The sequence below is a fragment of the Streptomyces sirii genome (genome assembly GCF_045690365.1).
GTDB classification, from domain to species: Bacteria; Actinomycetota; Actinomycetes; order Streptomycetales; family Streptomycetaceae; genus Streptomyces; species Streptomyces sirii.
The window spans coordinates 4,861,541-4,877,457 of record NZ_CP147982.1 but is presented as its reverse complement, the minus strand read 5'-3'; the positions used below and the strand labels follow the sequence as shown (position 1 = coordinate 4,877,457).

Genomic DNA, 15,917 nt, shown 5'->3' with positions numbered 1-15,917 from the left:
TTCGGGCTCGGTGAGGTCGTCGAAGTCGTCGGCCACCCAAACCGCCGGGCAGCCGACCGGCAGAGTCCAGGTGCGGATTCCGTCATTGCGGTCCGGCTTCAGGGGATGTGGAGTTCCGTGCACGCCGGCCCGTGCTGCGTTTTGGCTTCGCATTCTCCCGGCTCGGACTCGTTTGGGTTGACGGCCGACACAGAGACCCGCGTCGTTCCGGCCGGAGGCGAGAGCGGGATGTCGATCTGCTGCGCGATCTTCCCCTGATCGTCAGGTCTGAGCACACTCCAGTAGAGGTCCTTGCCCCACTCCCCGGAGGATGAATTGTACGGATTTACGGTCACCTCGATGTGTGACCACTTCTGGACGCCATCGGCGTGCACGCTGAAGTGCAGCCGCATGTTGGCGCGAGGTCCGTCGAGTCTGACGTCGGTGAAGGTCGGGCGGCCGTTTCCGCCCGCGGCCTGGGCGGCGCCGACCACGGCAATGCTCAGGGACGCCATGTAGAAGACAACGCCGAGGACGAGCACGCCCGTCTCCCACAGGACCCCGCGGCCCGTGGGGCGGATGAGCAGGGCGGCGATGCTGCAGACGATGGAGATGATGGCACAGAGCGAGGCCACGTAGATGGGCCACGACCTGTTGTTGAGGGCGACGAACACGAACTTGCTGTTGAGTCCCAAGGTCGTCATGATGCCGGCCACCGCCACGAGGGCACCGGCCAGGATCTTGGCCACGTCGTCCAGGCGCTTTCCCAGCGTGGCCTGAATCTCTCCGATGCTCGGGGTCGGAGATTCCCTCGGCTTCGCAGGTTCATTCGCCCCGCCCATTGCGCGCTTCCGATCGTTGAGCCCTACCGGCCAGGACAACTGTTGGACGACGTCAGGTTCGCATACGGCCCGGGGCGGGTCGGAGATTGCGATCTCGGGAAGCCGGGCAGTCGCGGATGTTCCCCTGGTCGGTCCAGAGCGCGGCGCCCAGCCGGCCCTAAGGACTGTCGGGCGGGTGTCGGCGTACGGACTTGTCTCCCCAGTCGCGTACGTTTCAACGTCCCGCAGCTGTCAGGAGCTGCCCGTCGGATCATGTCACTGGGCTGGCCCGGGCTATTGATCCTTGGCGCGGGTGCTGAACGCGTTGACCGGAGGTCAGTTGCCGGCTCTGAGCGCGTCCAGGTGCCGTCGCAGTACCTGCCGGAGCAGCTTGGGCGGATAGCGGTCCGGCAGCAGCGTTGCCTGGAGATTGAGTCCGTCGAGGAGGGCGGCCAGTCGCGTGCTTTCCAGTTCGACGTCCATGTCAGCCGGCAGCCCGCCGGCGCGCCGGGCTTCGTGGAGCACGCGCGACATCAGGGCGTGCAGGTTGGCCTGCATCTCGGCGGCGCAGGGCCGCAGTTCGGGGCGGGTGTGTGCTGCGGCGGTGAAGGCGAGCCAGAGCGCGGACTCCTGGCGACGGGCCTCGTCCAAGGGGAGGAACTCGGCCAGGAGCTCTTCTGTTCCGGCCCGGCGGTCGGTGCGGCCGTCGGGAGCCAGGAGCCGCTCGGCGTGGGTGCGGACGCGGTCGCCGATGCGCCGGCTCAGCTCCCTCATCGTGAAGGTCATCAACTCGTCGTGGTCGGCGAAGTAGTGGCGGACCGAGCCGACGGCGAGTCCGGCTTCATCCGCGACGTTGCGCAGCGACGCATGTTCCAGCCCATGCCGGGCGGCGACGGACAGGACGGCCTGCGCCACCACCCTGCGACGGGCCACGGGATCGACGATCTTTGGCACGTTGGCTTTATAGCACGACTGAGCTAACATTTTTTAGCTCAGTCGTGCCATAAAGATGGGCGGTATCTGCGTGAACCCCTGGCTGCTCGCCGCGATCATCGCGGCGGTCGTGATCGCGGTCGTGATCAAGCGGATGATCGGTGAACCGGTCAACGCGAAGGACCTCTTCATAGCCCCGGCGATCCTGACCGGGATCGGCATCCTGTCCCTCATCAAGAAAACGGATCTGACCGGCACGGACCTCACATGGGTCATCACGGGCGCCGTCCTCGGCGCGGGCCTCGGCGCACTCCGCGGCGCCACCGTTCAGCTCGTCGACAAGGGAGGTGTCCTGTGGCAGCGATACACCGGCCGCACCTTTCTCACCCTGATCGGCGCCCTGGCGGTCACGGCCGGCTTCAGCATCCTGGCGGCGAAGATGGGCATGCACGAGAGCGCACGTCCCGTCCAGCTCTCCGTCGGCGTGAGCTTCCTCGGCGAGTCCCTCATGGTCGGCCGTCGCGGCATGGCTTCGGGGATCCCCTTCGCCCCGGCACGTACTCGGTGACTCATTGCCCAGATGGCGGCAATTCCGGCGGGACGGGTACGCCCCTGCCTACGGGTTCCTTAGGGCCTGTCCGATGAGTCAGGCCCTAGGGCACCCCCTAAGGCTCAGCCGCGCCCGCCCCGGCCCCACCCACCGCGGAACCGGCCCCGCCCCGGACGCTCCGGAGGCCGGGGAATGAACGGCAGCCCGTCGTCCCGCGTCTCGGCCGTACGGCTCCACGCACGGCTCGCCGCCGGCTCCACATAGGTGAGATCGGTACGCGGCGCCCTGGCGGCCTCGAACTCGCGCGGTTCCTGGCCCGCGACCGCCATCAGGTCGAGCAGCATCCGCTCCGCCAGATCCGGCTCCAGCTGGACCCCCACCCCTTCGGAGCCCCAGCGCAGCACGAGTTCCGCGGCCCTGGTCAGGCCCTCATCCGTAGCGGTGGGAAACGCCAGGGCCAGTGAGGCCCGGACGATCTCCACCGCGCTCTCCGCCTGCATCAGCCACCGCCACCCTCTCCGCTACGCCCACACCCACGTCCATGACCACGTCCACTTTCACGTCCGGTACAGCTCACCGCCACGGCCCCTCACGGCTTCCGAGCCACGCACACCGCACACAGCCCGACCAACGCCGGCGGCCGCATATGGATGACCGACGCGTCCTGCGCCTGCCGCAGGCACTCGTGCCGGTCGAGCTTGGAGAACTGCTGCGTACTCATCGTGTCCCTGATGATGACTTCCCAGTGGTCCTGCGCCTTGACCCAGTCGTTGCGATGCGCGATCCGCACAAAGGCGTCCACGAAGACCTGCTCCGCCAGCGTCCCGTGGAAGTAGCTCCCCAGGTAGTCGATCCGCGACGGCGGCCTGAGCCTGTCTCCCCAGCCACGCCGCTGGAACAGCGTGCTCGTCGCGATGGACTTCACGCTCTGGATACGGGTCGCGATCACATGACCGGCCACCCCACCGAGGACGGCCGGGACGGCCAGCCAGCCGATGACGGACGCTAGCCACAGCAGCGCGTGCTCCGGCGGATCGATCAGGGTGAACGTCCTGTACACCTTGCTGGGGCTCGCCGCCCGGGCGGCGAAGACGTACAGCACGCTGATGCCCGCCGCGAAGGGCAGCCCCCAGTCGATGATCCACTGCGTCAGACCGGCCAGCGCCTTCCTGGAGCGCCACAGCCGCCGCAACCTCCCCATGGGGCGCGTCGGCGGCAGCGCCAGATCCATGGGTATAGGGATCGGGTTGTTCAACTACGCCCCCATTGCCTCGCTCAATGCCCCGAGTCTAGACATTCGGGACGCGCCGAGACCGCACAATCGCCAACCTGGGCAGGGGAGTTGGCGTCGCCGGACACCCGGTCACGTTGGGGCCGCCCGCCCCTCCGCTGCGGCTCGCCGCGGCAGTCGCGACAGCGGCCGGGCGCTGGGGCGCGAAAGGCACGTTCGCAGCCGTCGCAGGTCTGGAACGGAAGGAGTTGAGCGCGCGCGGGACCGGTGGGAGCCGCTGTCGGGAGGGGTGGCGGCAGCCCTTTGGCGAGGCGGTGGGCGATCAGGGCCGCGGGGTTGCGGAGGGGCTGCGGGAGCCCTGTCGTCAGGGCCTGGCGTACGGAGTCCGGGTCAACGCCGCGTTCCAGCCAGGCGGCGACGGACGGAGCGAGGCGGTGGACGTCCTGTACGGAGAGCACTAGGCGAGGGTCGTCCCGCCGCAGGTTCGCGAGCAGGGCGGAGGCGGCGGGGTGGTGTTTGTACTGGTCGCGGGGGTGCGGGAGGGCGGGCGGGGGTGTCTTCGGTGCGGGGGCGGGTTCAGGTGCGGGCGAAGGTTCGGGGGCGGGCGAAGGTTCGGGTTTCACCGCAACCGCGGCGCGGCGCTTGTCCTGCTCGGCCGCCTCGCGGGCTCGGCGGGCGCGGGTGGCCTCCGGGTTGTTGTACGAGATGGTGACGGTGACGATCCGCCCGTCATCGGTGCGCTGCCGAACCCGCTCCAGGTAGCCGTGCGCCTCTAACTCCCTCAGGGCGGCGGAGATCCGGTCCCGCCCCTCGGGGAATCTCTTGGCAAGCGTACGAATGTCGACGGGCGCGCCCTCAGGAAGCGACTGGATGTACGCCCCGAGCCCAATCGCAAGGCCCGACAGCTCTCTGTGCTGGGCGAGGTGATTGCCGACGATCGTGTAGCCCGGCTCCTGGCGTTCGGTGACCTTGTGAACTCCAGACGGGGATCGTCGAATGACGTACTGGGCACGCGAAGGCGCGTTAAGCTGCTGTGCATCCATCACGGAAGCGGCTTTCTTCCTTGGTGGTCAGGCCCTCGATCCGGGATGCCAGTCCCGACCGAGGGCCGTCGCATGTCTACGGTCTGTCGGTCTTGCTGGGTCCGAGCCTGCAACGTTGGCATATGCGGATGCCAGTCCTCCGGGCCCTGATCACCCGGGCGAGTGAGCGGGCCGGTTGGGTTTGGTGGGTTGGTTCTTTATCCCTGGGGTTATTTGGTCTTTTACGGGCCGAATCACCGAAAGCCAAGCCTCCGGCCGCCGGTCATCCCCACATCGGAAGATCGAACTCAGCCCAGACCGTCTTACAGGGGACGGGGCCTTGCGAGGTCCCCCAGCGATCCGCCAGCGCATCGACGAGGATCAGGCCGTGGCCGGACTCCCTTAATCCCGGAGCCTGTTGGACCGGGATCCGGTCCGGGCGCGCGTCCACCAGCTCGACACGGAGCGTGTCCGCGTCAAAGGACAGCACGATCCTGAAGTCACGCCCTCGTACGCGTCCGTGCGAGGCGGCGTTCGCGGCCAGCTCGGCGACGACCTGAGCGGGACGTTCGAACGGCACTCCCCAGACCCGGAGTTGCTCGACGGCGAGCAGTCGAGCGAGGCGGGCGCCCCGGCGGGTGGCGGACAGCTGGACCCTGAAGTGGAGCTCGGGCTCGGCGATTTGCTGATTCATGTCACTCAGCGTGGTCGGACGTGTTTACGCTGAACAGTGATGACGCCAATACGCATGGTGATGTCCGTGGGTTGTCTGCGGGCGTCTTCACTGTCTAGGAGGCCGAAGCGGATGAGCGTTGACGGCGCGGACGAGGCGGGCTGGGACCTCGATCCGCAGGACGAGTCAGAGGCCGTCGTCGAGACGATCGGCCACCAGCTGAGGGTGTGGCGGGAGGACGCCGGCCTGCGACCAGCCGAGTTCGCCAAGGCCATGGGCTACACCGGCGACCTGATCTACAAGATCGAGCGTGGAGCCCGTATCCCACGCCCGGAGTACCTCGACAAGGCCGACGAGGTACTGGGCGCCGACGGCAAGATCGCCGCGATGAAGCAGGATGTGGCGCGGGCCCGGTACCCGAAGAAGGTCCGCGATCTCACGCGGTGGGAGGCGGAGGCGGTGGAGGTGGCCGCGTACGAAAACCACAACGTCAATGGGCTGTTGCAGACGGAGGAGTACACGCGAGCACTGTTCGAGATGTGTCGCCCCGCGTACTCACAGGACGAAGTGGATCGCCTGGTGGCCGCCCGAATGACGCGCCACGCGATCTTCGACCGCACGCCTGCTCCCATGCTCACATTCGTCCAGGAAGAGGTGACACTTCGACGCCCCCTCGGGGGCAGAATGGTGCTGCGTCGGCAGCTCGAACGAATGTTGGAGGTGGGCCAGTTGCGAAACGTCGAGATTCAGGTGATGCCGACGGACCGTGAGGACCATGCCGGCATGAACGGCCCGATCCAGGTGTTGAAGTTCGGGGACGGGTCGGCGGTGGGCCACTCCCAAGGTCAGTTCGGCAACCGCCCAGCCTCCCATCCGAAGGATGTCCGGGTCCTTGAGCTGCGGTATGGCACCATCCGGGCCCAGGCTCTCACGCCACGGGAGTCACTGGCCTTCATCGAGAAACTGCGGGGAGAGACATGACGCTCCGGCCTACTGGCATGTGGACCAAGAGCAGCTACAGCAGCGGTAACGAGCGTGACGACTGCATCGAGATCGCCGCCACCCCCTCCACCATCCACATCCGCGACTCCAAGAACCCCGACGGGCCGCGGCTGCACCTGCCGCCGGCCTCCTGGGTCGACTTCGTCGCGTACGCCGCCGCCTCCGCGCACTGACCGGGCGCCGGGGAGCACGCAACGGCGCATAGCGGCCGGGCATGCAACTGCCGAGGGTTTCCTTCGTGCCGCCGACAGGGTCAGTGCGGGCCTGGCGGGAACGCTGTCAGAAAACGGCAGAAGGGGGCGCCACGGTGCGGCAGTTCGACCTGAAGGCGGAAGCGGAAATGCGGCTGCAGTCCGAGAAGTTCGCCGCGGAGCTGGCGCGGAAGCGCCGCGAGAGCCTGGCAGCGGCCGAGGGCAGCGCCCCAGCCCCCACGTCGGCCACGGCCACCGGCACGACCACGGCGGCGGACGCCACCGCCGAAAGCGAATGAGGGCCAGGGGCGATCACCACCCCCGGCCCGGTTGTCAGAGCCTGTCCGACGGGTCGGGAAAGAGCCCCGGATCGGACAGGCTCGATTCGGCAGCGCCGGTTACACCGCGCGCAGGGCCCCCCAGGTCTCGGGACCGACGACGCCGTCTACCTGGAGACCGTTCACGTCCTGGAAGTACACCACCCAGCTCTCCGTGCGCGGACCGAAGCTCCCGTCAACGGCCAGTGGAGAGCCGCCGTTCCACGCGTTGATCAGGCACTGGATCTCCCTGACGGCGTCTCCAGTGTCACCACGCCGGGTGGTGGCAGCCCGGTCGTAGTAGCCGCAGTATCCGGCCGCGTCGGCCACAGCCGTGGTTCCCCGCGCCTCGACCGGCGTGGCGGAGGCGGCCGGAGCCAGCGTCAGGAGCAGCCCGCTCAAAACGGCTGCCGCAGCAAGGACGGCGCGCTGACGTGTACGCATGTGAGGTCCTTCCCCCAAGTCTTCGTAGATCTCCCGGTCAGGAGTTCCACAAAGAGGCTGGCTTCGGGCGCGGTCCGCTACGCCGCTGCTGCCCACTTACACCCCTTGTGGGTGACATTGCATGGAAACATGCAGCGAAACATGCAGCACCACGGACGCGTTCCGCCCAACAGGCCGTACCTCAAGACACGTTGAGGAGCAACTCGGCCAGGGTGCGCCATGCGGTGCGCGGGAAGGCGTACGGGCGGCCGCCGTCCGTGACGACCTGGACCGCTACGTGGTCGGCGCCCGCGGCGAAGCGTTCGGCGATGCGGTCGGCGATCCGCTCGGGGGTGCCCCAGGCGAAGACGGCGTCGATGAGGCGGTCGCTGCCGTGCGCCGCGAGGTCGTCCCTGGTGAAGCCGGAGCGCAGCCAGCTGTTGGCGTAGTTCGGCTGGGCGAGGTACGGGGCGAGGGCGGCGCGTGCCGTGGCGCGGGCGGTCGACGGGCTGGGGTCCGGGATCACCGACACCGCGGGAGCCAGCAGCGGGCCGTCGCCGAGGAGTTTGCGGGTGCGGGCGGTGTGGTCGGCGACGGTGAGGTGCGGATGGACGCCGGCGGTCCGGGTGGCCGCGAGCCCGGTCATTTTCGGGCCGTGCGCGCCGAGGAAGCGCCTCGCTTTGGGGAGCGGCTGAGTTGAGTCGTCCAGCGCGTCGAGATAGCCGCCGAGCACCGTGTACGGCCGGTGGTAGCGCTGCTCGACCCGTGAGTGGCTCACCCCCAGGCCGAGGAGCAGCCGTGCGCGCTGGTGGTCGGGCACGGCGTGGTACGCCGCGGCCAGCTCGGACGCGGGCTGGTGCCAGATGGAGACGCAGGCGGGGGCGACGACCGTTCGGTCCGTCGCCGCCAGCAGCTCGGTCGTCGTGACGAGATCGCCGCGGGGGTTGCCCCCGGGGTTGCCGCCGAGCCAGAGCGATCCGTAGCCCAGCTCCTCCAGTTCCGCGGCGGCGTCGCGGGCCTCGCCGCGCTCCCCGTGGGTGAAGGCCAGACTCCAGATGCCGATGCGCCCCAGGTTCAGGTCGCGGTCGAGGTCGTCGAGGTCAGGGTCGAGGTCATGAACGACGTGAACGGTCATGTCTCGTGTGTACCGGCGGCCGGGCGAGGCCGAGGGGCGCGCCGGGTGCGGTGGCCAAAATGGCGGGTCTATTCGCCCCAGAGGCCGCTCTTGACGCTGGCATTTGACCTCCTCCATCGCACTGAAAGGCGAGGATTGTCCGTCTGTGGGCGGCCCCCGCCCACTCGGGCCGGTCTGGTGGCCATGTCGCGGAATCGTCCCGGCCACGTCTCATGCGTGTCTCCTGGTGAGCAGCTCGCGTGGGCGGCCTCGTACTGGGTGGCGATGGGCTTCGGGAAGGCCGGAGCACCAGACATGGGGGAGCGACGATGTTCCGTAAGCGCATGGGGATGATTGCCGCGGCGACCGCTGCCGGGGCCCTGCTGCTCACCGCCTGTGGCGGTGCCGACGGCGGTCGCGATGCCGCCGCTTCGGCCACGCCGGGCGGGTCGAAGGCCGGAGCCGGCAGGTCCGCTCTGCAGGAACTGAACTTCCTGAGCGGGACGGCGAAGAGGAACAACGCCCAGCCGAAGACGGGTGACTGGGCGAACATGCCGGGCAAGCCCGCGGCGAAGCCGGTCGCGAAGAAGTGGGTGCAGCTCAGCGCGTCCGCGGCCGGGAAGCTCGACCCGGTGGTGGTCAATGGCACCGGGTTCACGCTCTACCGGTTCGACAAGGACACCGCGAACCCCTCGAAGTCGAACTGCAACGGGGACTGCGCAGCCACCTGGCCGCCGGTGGTCGTGGCGCCGGGCGGGAAGATCTTCATCGACGGGGTGAAGAAGTCCGACGTGGGTGTGGTCAGGAGGGACGACGGCGATCTTCAGGTCACCATCGGAGGGTGGCCGGTCTACCGGTTCAGCAAGGACCTCAAGCCCGGTGACACCAACGGGCAGGGTGTGGGCGGCACTTGGTTCGGGGTGACGCCGGGCGGCAAGAAGGCGGGGCAGGCCTCCGGGGGCGACGGCACGGGCGGTACCGGCGGGAGTACCGGCGGCGGACAGGAGAAGTCCACCGGGCCTGCCACCAGCGCCACGCTCTTCGACGACGCCGGCTTCGCCGAGAGCGGGGCCGCTCAGGGGCTGGCGGGCCGCGGCTGCCAGAACGTCGCGCGGGTTGATGTCGCCTCGTCCATCCAGGCCGTCGGCTCGCTGAAGATCTGGTCGAAGGCCGACTGCACCGGCAGGTCGAAGGTCATCGACGGTGATGTCGCCGATCTGGGCGCCATCGGATTCGACAACGAGGTCTCGTCGGTCTTCTTCGGCTAGGGATGTTTCGACTCCGGGATGTCGCGGGTTACCGCTCAGGGATGTCCCGGGGTTACCGGATCATGGCCAGCTCCGGGTCCTCCCGGAGTTTGGCCAGGGCGCGGGAGACGGCGCTCTTGACCGTGCCGATCGAGACCTCCATGACCTCTGCGGTCTGGGCCTCGCTCAGGTCCTCGTAATACCTGAGGACGACCATGGCGCGCTGGCGGGCCGGCAGTCGCATCACCGCGCGCCACATCGCGTCGCGCAGGCCTTCCAGCTCGGCGGGGTCCGGGGCCGGCAGCGGGTCCGGCTCGGGGAGCTCGTCGACGGCGAACTCCTCGACCTTGCGCTTGCGCCACTGGGAGGTGCGGGTGTTGATCAGCGCGCGCCGGACATAGCCGTCCAGGGCGCGGTGGTCCTCGATGCGCTCCCAGGCCACATAGGTCTTGGTCAGCGCGGTCTGGAGGAGGTCCTCGGCGTCGTTGGGGTTGGCGGACAGCGACCGCGCGGCGCGCAGCAGGACCGGCCCCCGGGCCCGTACATAGGACGAGAACGACGGGTACACCGCAGCGGTCGAAGCTCTTGTGCACACTGGCGTGGTCATGGGCTCAACGCTAGAAGCGAGGGGGGGTTCGGGGGATCGGCCCCAGGTGCCGAAGCGCTCTCCGCCTCAAGTTGTACGGGTAGGGCCCCTCCCACCTCCTTTGGGGGGACGGGCCCTCAACCCTCCCTACCTGGGAACCCTGAGCCGTCCCTGCCGGGCCCCTCAGCCGTCCCGGCCCAGGATCAACCCCGACGTGGGCACCCCCGTACCCGCCGTGACCAGCACATGGGCGGCGTCGGGTACCTGGTTCGGGGACGTGCCGCGCAGCTGGCGCACGGCCTCGGCGATGCCGTTCATACCGTGCAGGTACGCCTCGCCGAGCTGGCCGCCGTGGGTGTTCAGCGGGAGCGTGTCCGCGGCGACGAGGTCGGCGGCCTCACCGGGCGCGCAGAAGCCGAACTCCTCCAGCTGCATGAGCACGAAGGGGGTGAAGTGGTCGTAGAGGACGGCGACGGAGATGTCAGCGGGGGTGAGGCCGGAGGTGCGCCAGAGCTGGCGGGCGACCACGTTCATCTCCGCCAGGCCGGTCAGGTCGTCGCGGTAGAAGCTGGTCATCTGCTCCTGGGTGCGGCCGGCGCCCTGCGCCGCGGCGGTGATCAGGGCGGCGGAGTGGCGCAGATCGCGGGCCCGCTCGGGGCTGGTCACCACGATCGCCTGGCCGCCGTCCGTCTCCTGGCAGCAGTCCAGCAGCCGCAGCGGTTCGACGATCCAGCGGGAGGCGGCGTGGTCGGCGAGGGTGATGGGCTCGCCGTAGAAGTACGCGGCCGGGTTGCGGGCGGCGTGCCGGCGGTCGGTCACGGCGACGTGCCCGAACGCCTCCGGGGTCAGGCCGTAGGTGTGGAGGTAGCGCTGGGCCGCCATCGCGACCCAGGAGGCGGGGGTGAGCAGGCCGAAGGGGAGGTTCCAGCCGAGCGCCGCGCCCTCGGCGGACGGCTGCCGCTCCTGGACCCCGGAGCCGAAGCGGCGCCCGGAGCGCTCGTTGAACGCGCGGTAGCAGACGACGACTTCGGCGATCCCGGTGGCGACGGCCAGGGCCGCCTGCTGAACGGTGGCACAGGCCGCGCCGCCGCCGTAGTGGATGCGGGAGAAGAAGGACAGCTCGCCGATGCCGGCGGCCTGGGCGACGGTGATCTCGGGGCTGGTGTCCATGGTGAAGGTGACCAGGCCGTCGACGTCTGCCGGCGTCAGCCCGGCGTCGTCGAGGGCGGCGTGGACGGCCTCGACGGCGAGCTTGAGTTCGCTGCGTCCGGAGTCCTTGGAGAACTCGGTCGCGCCGATTCCGGCTATGGCGGCCCGTCCGGACAGCGAGTCGGGGCGGTGCAGGCTCATGCGGTGCCCTCCGGGAGGCTCACGGTGACCGTGCCGGTGACGTGGTTGCCCAGGCCGTTGGCGCCGGTGATCCGCACCTGGGCGGTGTCGCCGTCGACGCCGGTGACCGTGCCGGTCAACGTCATGGTGTCGCCGGGGTAGTTGGGGGCACCGAGCCGTATCGCGACGGTGCGGAGCACCGCCGTGGGCCCGAAGTGGTCGGTGATGTAGCGACCGACCAGCCCGTTGGTGGTGAGGATGTTCATAAAGATCTCCGGGGAGCCCTTGTCCTTGGCCGCCTCGGTGTCGTGGTGGACGTCCTGGTAGTCGCGGGAGGCGAGCGCTCCGGCGACGATCAGGGTGCGGGTGAGGGGGATCTCCAGGGGCGGCAGCTCGTCGCCGGGCTCGATGCCCGTCCCGTCATCGGCCTTGGTGCCTGTCTGGTCATCGGCCTTGGTGCCCCGCTCGCCGCCGGCCGTCACGCCTGGCCCTCGCTTGCCTCGTATGCCTCGCTTACGTCGTTTACGCCGCTGGCCATCAAGTCCCCCAGTTCTTCGAGGAGTTGTGATCCCGAGCCGAGATGGGCATCGAGCTGCCGGCCCCAGAGGAAGTGCCGGTGGACGGGGTGGTCGACGTCGGCGCCGATGCCCCCGTGCAGATGCTGGCCGGTGTGCACCACGCGCTTGCCCGCCTCGGACGCCCACCAGGCGGCGGTCAGCGCGTGCGCGGTGCAGGGCAGTCGCGCATCGTACCGCCAGGCCGCCTCGTACGCGGTGACCCGTATCGCCTCGGTGTCCATGTACGCGTCGGCGGCCCGCAGCAGGACGCCCTGGTTGGTGGAGAGAGGGCGCCCGAACTGCTCACGGGTGGTGGTGTGGGAGACGGCGCGGGCGAGGGAGCCGGCGCAGACACCGGCCTGGAGGGCGGCGAAGGCGGTGCGGGCGGCGGCCAGCGTGCCGGGGTAGGCATCCGCCCCGCCCAGCCGCTCGCCGGACGCGCCGTCCAGGCTGAGCCGGGCCGCCGACCACGGGGCGGTGGTCTCGACCGGCTCCCTCCGTACACCGGCGTCGTCGGTGCGTACGAGCCACAGCGTGCGCGAGGCGTCCGGCACGAGGACATGCGTGGCCTCGCGCAGCCAGGGCACCACCGGGACCGCACCGGTCAGCCGCGCCGTCCCGTCGGCCCGCGCCCCGGCCACCGTCGCAGCCCCTGTTCCGGCCTCTGTCCCGACCCCCGCCTCGGCCCCCGTCTCCGTCCGTACGCCACCGCGCCGGGCCGGGAACGCCCCGGTCGCGACCGACTCGCCGGCCCGCAGCCCCGGCAGCAGCCGCGCCCGCTGCTCCGCGCTCCCGTGCGCGCCGATCGCCACCAGGCCGTACACACAGGTCGCGGCGAACGGCACCTGCGCCGTCGTACGGCCCTGCTCCTCCAGCAGCAGCGCGAGCCCCAGCAGCCCGGTCTCCTCGACCGCGCCCGGCAGACCGGCCGCGCACAGCGCCTTCCACAGCTCGGCGTCGGCGGCGGTACCCAACCCGGCCAGCCGCTCGGGCGTCGACAGATCACCGAAGATCTCGGCCGCCAGCTCGCTCGCGGCCCGCTGCTCCTCCGTAGGCGTGAAGTCCATCTCAGCCCGCCACCTCACCCTCGGGACGCGCCTGACTCCCACTACGGGCCACCGATCCCTCGGGGCGGAACACCGGCAGCTCCAACTCCTCGTCCACCCGCAGGAATTCCAGCTGTACGGGCATCCCGATCCGCACCTTGTCGTGCGGCACACCGATCACGTTGCTGACCATCCGCACGCCCTCCGCCAGCTCGATGAGCCCGACGGCGTAGGGAGGGTCGAAGGCCGGGAAGGGCGGATGGTGCATCACGACGTACGAATAGACCGTGCCGGCGCCGCTCGCCTCGACCGTGTCCCACTCGGGCGAACCGCAGCCGCCGCAGCCCGGCAGCCACGGGAAGCGCAGTTCGCCGCAGCCGCCGCAGCGCTGGATCAGCAGCCGGTGCGCGTCGACGCCCTCCCAGAACCCGGCGTTGTCCCGGTTGATCACCGGGCGGGGGCGCCCGGCCTTGGGTGTCCTCGACGGGGTCCTCGACGGAGTACTCGTTGAAGTCCTCGATGGCGCCCTCGTAGGAGTTCTCGATGCGGCGGGCGCGTACTTGAGGACGCGGAAGCGGTGCGTCCCCGCCGGCTCGCCGTCCGCCCAGATGTCCATCCGCGTGGTGATGAAGTACCCGGTCCCCAGCTTGGTCGTCTTGCGCGCGGACACCGACTCGATCACCCCGCGGAAGGTGATCCGGTCGCCCGGACGCAGCGGCCGCAGATACTCCTGCTCGCAGTCCGTCGCGACGATCGAGGTGTATCCGTCGCCGTCCAGCAGCCCGGACAGCTCGTCGTACGCACCCGAGCGGGCGCTGTGACCCGACAGCCCGCCCATCGTCCAGGCCTGGAGCATGGTCGGCGGGGCGATCGCGTCCGGCCCGTCGTACGCCGGGTTCGCATCGCCCATCGCCTCGCACCAGTGCCTGATCATCGGCTCGTTGACCAGGTCCTTTCCGACGCCCGCAGTGGAAGACGCCCGCCCTTCGAAGGTCTTCAACCGCTCGTACAGCTCGTCTCGCTCGTACCGGCCGTCCTTCTCGTACCGCTCGTCCTGACCGTGTGGAACGTTCACCGACGCCCCCTCCGCATCCCCAACCGCATCGTCGCGACGATCTCCCTCTGGACCTCGCTCACACCGCCGCCGAAGGTGTTGATCTGCGCCGCGCGGTTCATCCGCTCCAGTTCGCCGTCCTGGAAGACGCCCGGCGAACCGGCCCGCACCAGGGCGGTGTCGCCGACCACCTCCTGGCACATCCGGTAGACCTCGACGGTGGACTCCGTCCCCGCGAACTTCACGCCGCTGGCATCGCCGGGGCCCAGCGTTCCGGCGCCCACATCGCCGACCAGGCGCCAGTTCAGCAGGCGGGTGGCGGCCAGCCGGGCGTGCGCCTCGGCGAGCCGGGACCGCACCCAGGGGCGGTCCGCCGGGCGCTCGCCGGACTCCGGGTCCGGCGTACGGGCGTACGCCAGCGCCGCGTCGAAGGCGTCCTCGGCCTGCATCCCGAGAGCGGCCAACGCGACCCGCTCATGGTTGAGTTGGTTGGTGATCAACTGCCAGCCGGCGTTCTCCTCGCCGACGAGGTTTCCGGCCGGGACGCGGACGTCGTCGTAGTACGTGGCCGTGGTCGTCAGCCCGCCGACCGTCTCGATCGGCGTCCAGGAGAAGCCCGGCGCGTCGGTGGGCACGAGGATGATCGAGATGCCCTTGTGCTTGGGCGCGTCGGGGTCGGTGCGGCAGGCGAGCCAGATCCAGTCGGCCTGGTGGGCGTTGCTGGTGAAGGACTTGGCCCCGTTGATCAGCCAGTGGTCGCACTCGTCCCCGCCGATCACCCCGTGGGCTCGCTCGTCCGCGCGCTCGTCCTCGGCCGCCGTCCGCTTCACCGCGCGGGTGCGGAGGGCGGCGAGGTCGGTACCTGCCTCCGGTTCCGTATAGCCGATCGCGAAGACGATCTCGCCGCTGAGGATCCGCGGCAGGAAGTAGTCCTTCTGCTGCGGGGTGCCGTACTTCATGAGGGTCGGGCCGACGGTGTTGAGGGTGACCATCGAGACCGGGGCGCCGGCGCGATAGGCCTCGTCGAAGAAGACGAACTGCTCGTCGGGGCCGCGGCCCGCCCCGCCGTACGCGGTCGGCCAGCCCAGGCCCAGCATGCCGTCGGCGCCGATCCGGCGCAGCAGCGCACGCTGCGCCTCGGGGTCCTCGGCCGTCCCCTTCGGCCCGTCCGGCAGCAGCTTGCGGAAGTACGAGCGGAGTTCGGTGCGCAGTTGCTCCTGGCGCGCGGTGGGGGCGAGGTGCACGTCGGCGGCCTCCCCTTCTGGTGGCCGTACGTCCGGCGCGCAGGGGTACCCGGACGTACGAACGAGCGAGCGGGTTTCTGACTGTCCGTCAGAAACCCGCTCGCTGTCAAGGCCGGTGCGGTTGAACCCCGGAGCAGCCCCATTCGCTCCCACACCGGCCCCGACCATCACCCCTCGGTCAGCCGCCACTCCCCAGGGCGGCTCACCGGCTCACCGGCTCACCACAGCTCGGTGAAGTTGACGGTGGTGTTGTCCTGGTCGATGTCCGTGAAACCGGAACCGTTCACGCTCGCGGTGTTGTTCTGGTTGGAGGCACCGGCACCGTTGGCGACCTGCTGGCCGGTGGTCGAGTTGCCGTTGTTGTCGTGGCCGACGCCAGTCCCCGTCTGGCTCGTCGCCGCCGAACTCGACCCGTTGTTCGCAAAGCCGCCGTTGTCGGCCTGCGCCACGCCGGACAGCAGCGCCACCGCGAAGGGCAGTGCGGCGGCCACGGCGATGATGCGGGCGGTACGGGTGCTTGCCATGTCTATTCCTCCTACGGAACACAACTTCTGGATCTGACCTGCTGGATCTGATCTGCTGGGTCTGTCCTGCCGGA

General features: G+C 69.8%; 20 protein-coding genes. 5 read left to right on the top strand and 15 right to left on the bottom strand.

Features of this window, described 5'->3' with window-relative positions:
- Positions 1–98 precede the first annotated feature (98 nt).
- Both WAB15_RS21940 and WAB15_RS21935 read right to left on the bottom strand, forming a co-directional pair.
- Positions 99–728: a hypothetical protein gene (locus tag WAB15_RS21940; RefSeq protein WP_407287277.1), complete on the bottom strand. Its 630-nt coding sequence runs from the start codon at positions 726–728 to the stop codon at positions 99–101.
- A 408-nt stretch (positions 729–1,136) separates the two neighbouring features.
- On the bottom strand, positions 1,137–1,754 hold the full coding sequence (locus WAB15_RS21935) for a TetR/AcrR family transcriptional regulator (protein WP_407287276.1): 618 nt from the start codon (positions 1,752–1,754) through the stop codon (positions 1,137–1,139).
- Between the two features lie 70 nt (positions 1,755–1,824).
- Between WAB15_RS21935 and WAB15_RS21930 the strand changes: the two genes are divergently transcribed.
- Positions 1,825–2,301: a DUF1453 domain-containing protein gene (locus WAB15_RS21930; RefSeq protein WP_407287275.1), complete on the top strand. Its 477-nt coding sequence runs from the start codon at positions 1,825–1,827 to the stop codon at positions 2,299–2,301.
- Between the two features lie 104 nt (positions 2,302–2,405).
- On the opposite strand, the gene WAB15_RS21925 is transcribed toward WAB15_RS21930, so the two are convergent.
- From WAB15_RS21925 to WAB15_RS21910, 4 genes are all read right to left on the bottom strand, one after another.
- Positions 2,406–2,783, bottom strand: coding sequence for a hypothetical protein (locus WAB15_RS21925; protein ID WP_393486025.1), 378 nt, complete (start codon positions 2,781–2,783; stop codon positions 2,406–2,408).
- Between the two features lie 89 nt (positions 2,784–2,872).
- Positions 2,873–3,514 carry a DUF6313 family protein gene (locus WAB15_RS21920; protein ID WP_399145683.1) on the bottom strand — a complete coding sequence of 214 codons (642 nt, stop codon included), beginning with the start codon at positions 3,512–3,514 and terminating at the stop codon, positions 2,873–2,875.
- A gap of 44 nt (positions 3,515–3,558) precedes the next feature.
- Complete coding sequence (locus tag WAB15_RS21915; protein ID WP_407289266.1) at positions 3,559–4,557, bottom strand: helix-turn-helix domain-containing protein; 999 nt, start codon at positions 4,555–4,557, stop codon at positions 3,559–3,561.
- A 262-nt stretch (positions 4,558–4,819) separates the two neighbouring features.
- A complete protein-coding gene (locus WAB15_RS21910) occupies positions 4,820–5,230 on the bottom strand; it encodes an ATP-binding protein (protein WP_407287274.1) in 411 nt (136 codons plus the stop codon).
- Between the two features lie 111 nt (positions 5,231–5,341).
- Here WAB15_RS21910 and WAB15_RS21905 point away from each other — a divergent pair, with 111 nt between their 5' ends.
- The 3 genes from WAB15_RS21905 (at position 5,342) to WAB15_RS21895 (ending at position 6,701) form a co-directional block, all read left to right on the top strand.
- The gene (locus WAB15_RS21905; RefSeq protein ID WP_407287273.1) at positions 5,342–6,190 is read left to right on the top strand and encodes a helix-turn-helix transcriptional regulator; all 849 of its coding nucleotides are present in this window, start codon (positions 5,342–5,344) and stop codon (positions 6,188–6,190) included.
- Between the two features lie 17 nt (positions 6,191–6,207).
- Positions 6,208–6,384 carry a DUF397 domain-containing protein gene (locus WAB15_RS21900; protein WP_407287272.1) on the top strand — a complete coding sequence of 59 codons (177 nt, stop codon included), beginning with the start codon at positions 6,208–6,210 and terminating at the stop codon, positions 6,382–6,384.
- Positions 6,385–6,518: 134 nt separating this feature from the next.
- Positions 6,519–6,701: a hypothetical protein gene (locus WAB15_RS21895; RefSeq protein WP_407287271.1), complete on the top strand. Its 183-nt coding sequence runs from the start codon at positions 6,519–6,521 to the stop codon at positions 6,699–6,701.
- A 99-nt stretch (positions 6,702–6,800) separates the two neighbouring features.
- On the opposite strand, the gene WAB15_RS21890 is transcribed toward WAB15_RS21895, so the two are convergent.
- Together WAB15_RS21890 and WAB15_RS21885 are read right to left on the bottom strand one after the other, a co-directional pair.
- Complete coding sequence (locus tag WAB15_RS21890) at positions 6,801–7,163, bottom strand: peptidoglycan-binding protein (RefSeq protein ID WP_407287270.1); 363 nt, start codon at positions 7,161–7,163, stop codon at positions 6,801–6,803.
- Between the two features lie 181 nt (positions 7,164–7,344).
- Complete coding sequence (locus WAB15_RS21885) at positions 7,345–8,277, bottom strand: TIGR03620 family F420-dependent LLM class oxidoreductase (RefSeq protein ID WP_407287269.1); 933 nt, start codon at positions 8,275–8,277, stop codon at positions 7,345–7,347.
- 308 nt (positions 8,278–8,585) lie between these two features.
- Between WAB15_RS21885 and WAB15_RS21880 the strand changes: the two genes are divergently transcribed.
- Positions 8,586–9,524, top strand: a complete 939-nt coding sequence (locus WAB15_RS21880; protein ID WP_407287268.1) for a hypothetical protein — start codon at positions 8,586–8,588, stop codon at positions 9,522–9,524.
- Positions 9,525–9,576: 52 nt separating this feature from the next.
- Here WAB15_RS21880 and WAB15_RS21875 read toward each other — a convergent pair whose 3' ends face one another.
- The 7 genes from WAB15_RS21875 to WAB15_RS21845 all read right to left on the bottom strand — a co-directional run bounded on the left by WAB15_RS21875 (position 9,577) and on the right by WAB15_RS21845 (position 15,843).
- Positions 9,577–10,110 carry a SigE family RNA polymerase sigma factor gene (locus WAB15_RS21875; protein WP_384491312.1) on the bottom strand — a complete coding sequence of 178 codons (534 nt, stop codon included), beginning with the start codon at positions 10,108–10,110 and terminating at the stop codon, positions 9,577–9,579.
- A gap of 162 nt (positions 10,111–10,272) precedes the next feature.
- Positions 10,273–11,439 (bottom strand): lipid-transfer protein, encoded by a 1,167-nt coding sequence (locus tag WAB15_RS21870; RefSeq protein ID WP_407287267.1) that lies wholly within the window; start codon positions 11,437–11,439, stop codon positions 10,273–10,275.
- Entirely contained in the window at positions 11,436–11,828 is a 393-nt protein-coding gene (locus WAB15_RS21865; RefSeq protein ID WP_399146084.1) for a MaoC family dehydratase, read from the bottom strand. The genes WAB15_RS21870 and WAB15_RS21865 overlap by 4 nt, the downstream gene beginning before the upstream one ends.
- A 68-nt stretch (positions 11,829–11,896) precedes the next feature.
- Complete coding sequence (locus WAB15_RS21860) at positions 11,897–13,042, bottom strand: acyl-CoA dehydrogenase family protein (RefSeq protein WP_407287266.1); 1,146 nt, start codon at positions 13,040–13,042, stop codon at positions 11,897–11,899.
- 1 nt (position 13,043) lies between these two features.
- Complete coding sequence (locus tag WAB15_RS21855; protein WP_407287265.1) at positions 13,044–14,096, bottom strand: bifunctional MaoC family dehydratase N-terminal/OB-fold nucleic acid binding domain-containing protein; 1,053 nt, start codon at positions 14,094–14,096, stop codon at positions 13,044–13,046.
- On the bottom strand, positions 14,093–15,319 hold the full coding sequence (locus tag WAB15_RS21850) for an acyl-CoA dehydrogenase family protein (RefSeq protein WP_407287264.1): 1,227 nt from the start codon (positions 15,317–15,319) through the stop codon (positions 14,093–14,095). Before WAB15_RS21850 ends, WAB15_RS21855 begins: the two co-directional genes overlap by 4 nt.
- A gap of 218 nt (positions 15,320–15,537) precedes the next feature.
- Entirely contained in the window at positions 15,538–15,843 is a 306-nt protein-coding gene (locus tag WAB15_RS21845) for a hypothetical protein (protein ID WP_399145697.1), read from the bottom strand.
- Positions 15,844–15,917 lie beyond the last annotated feature (74 nt).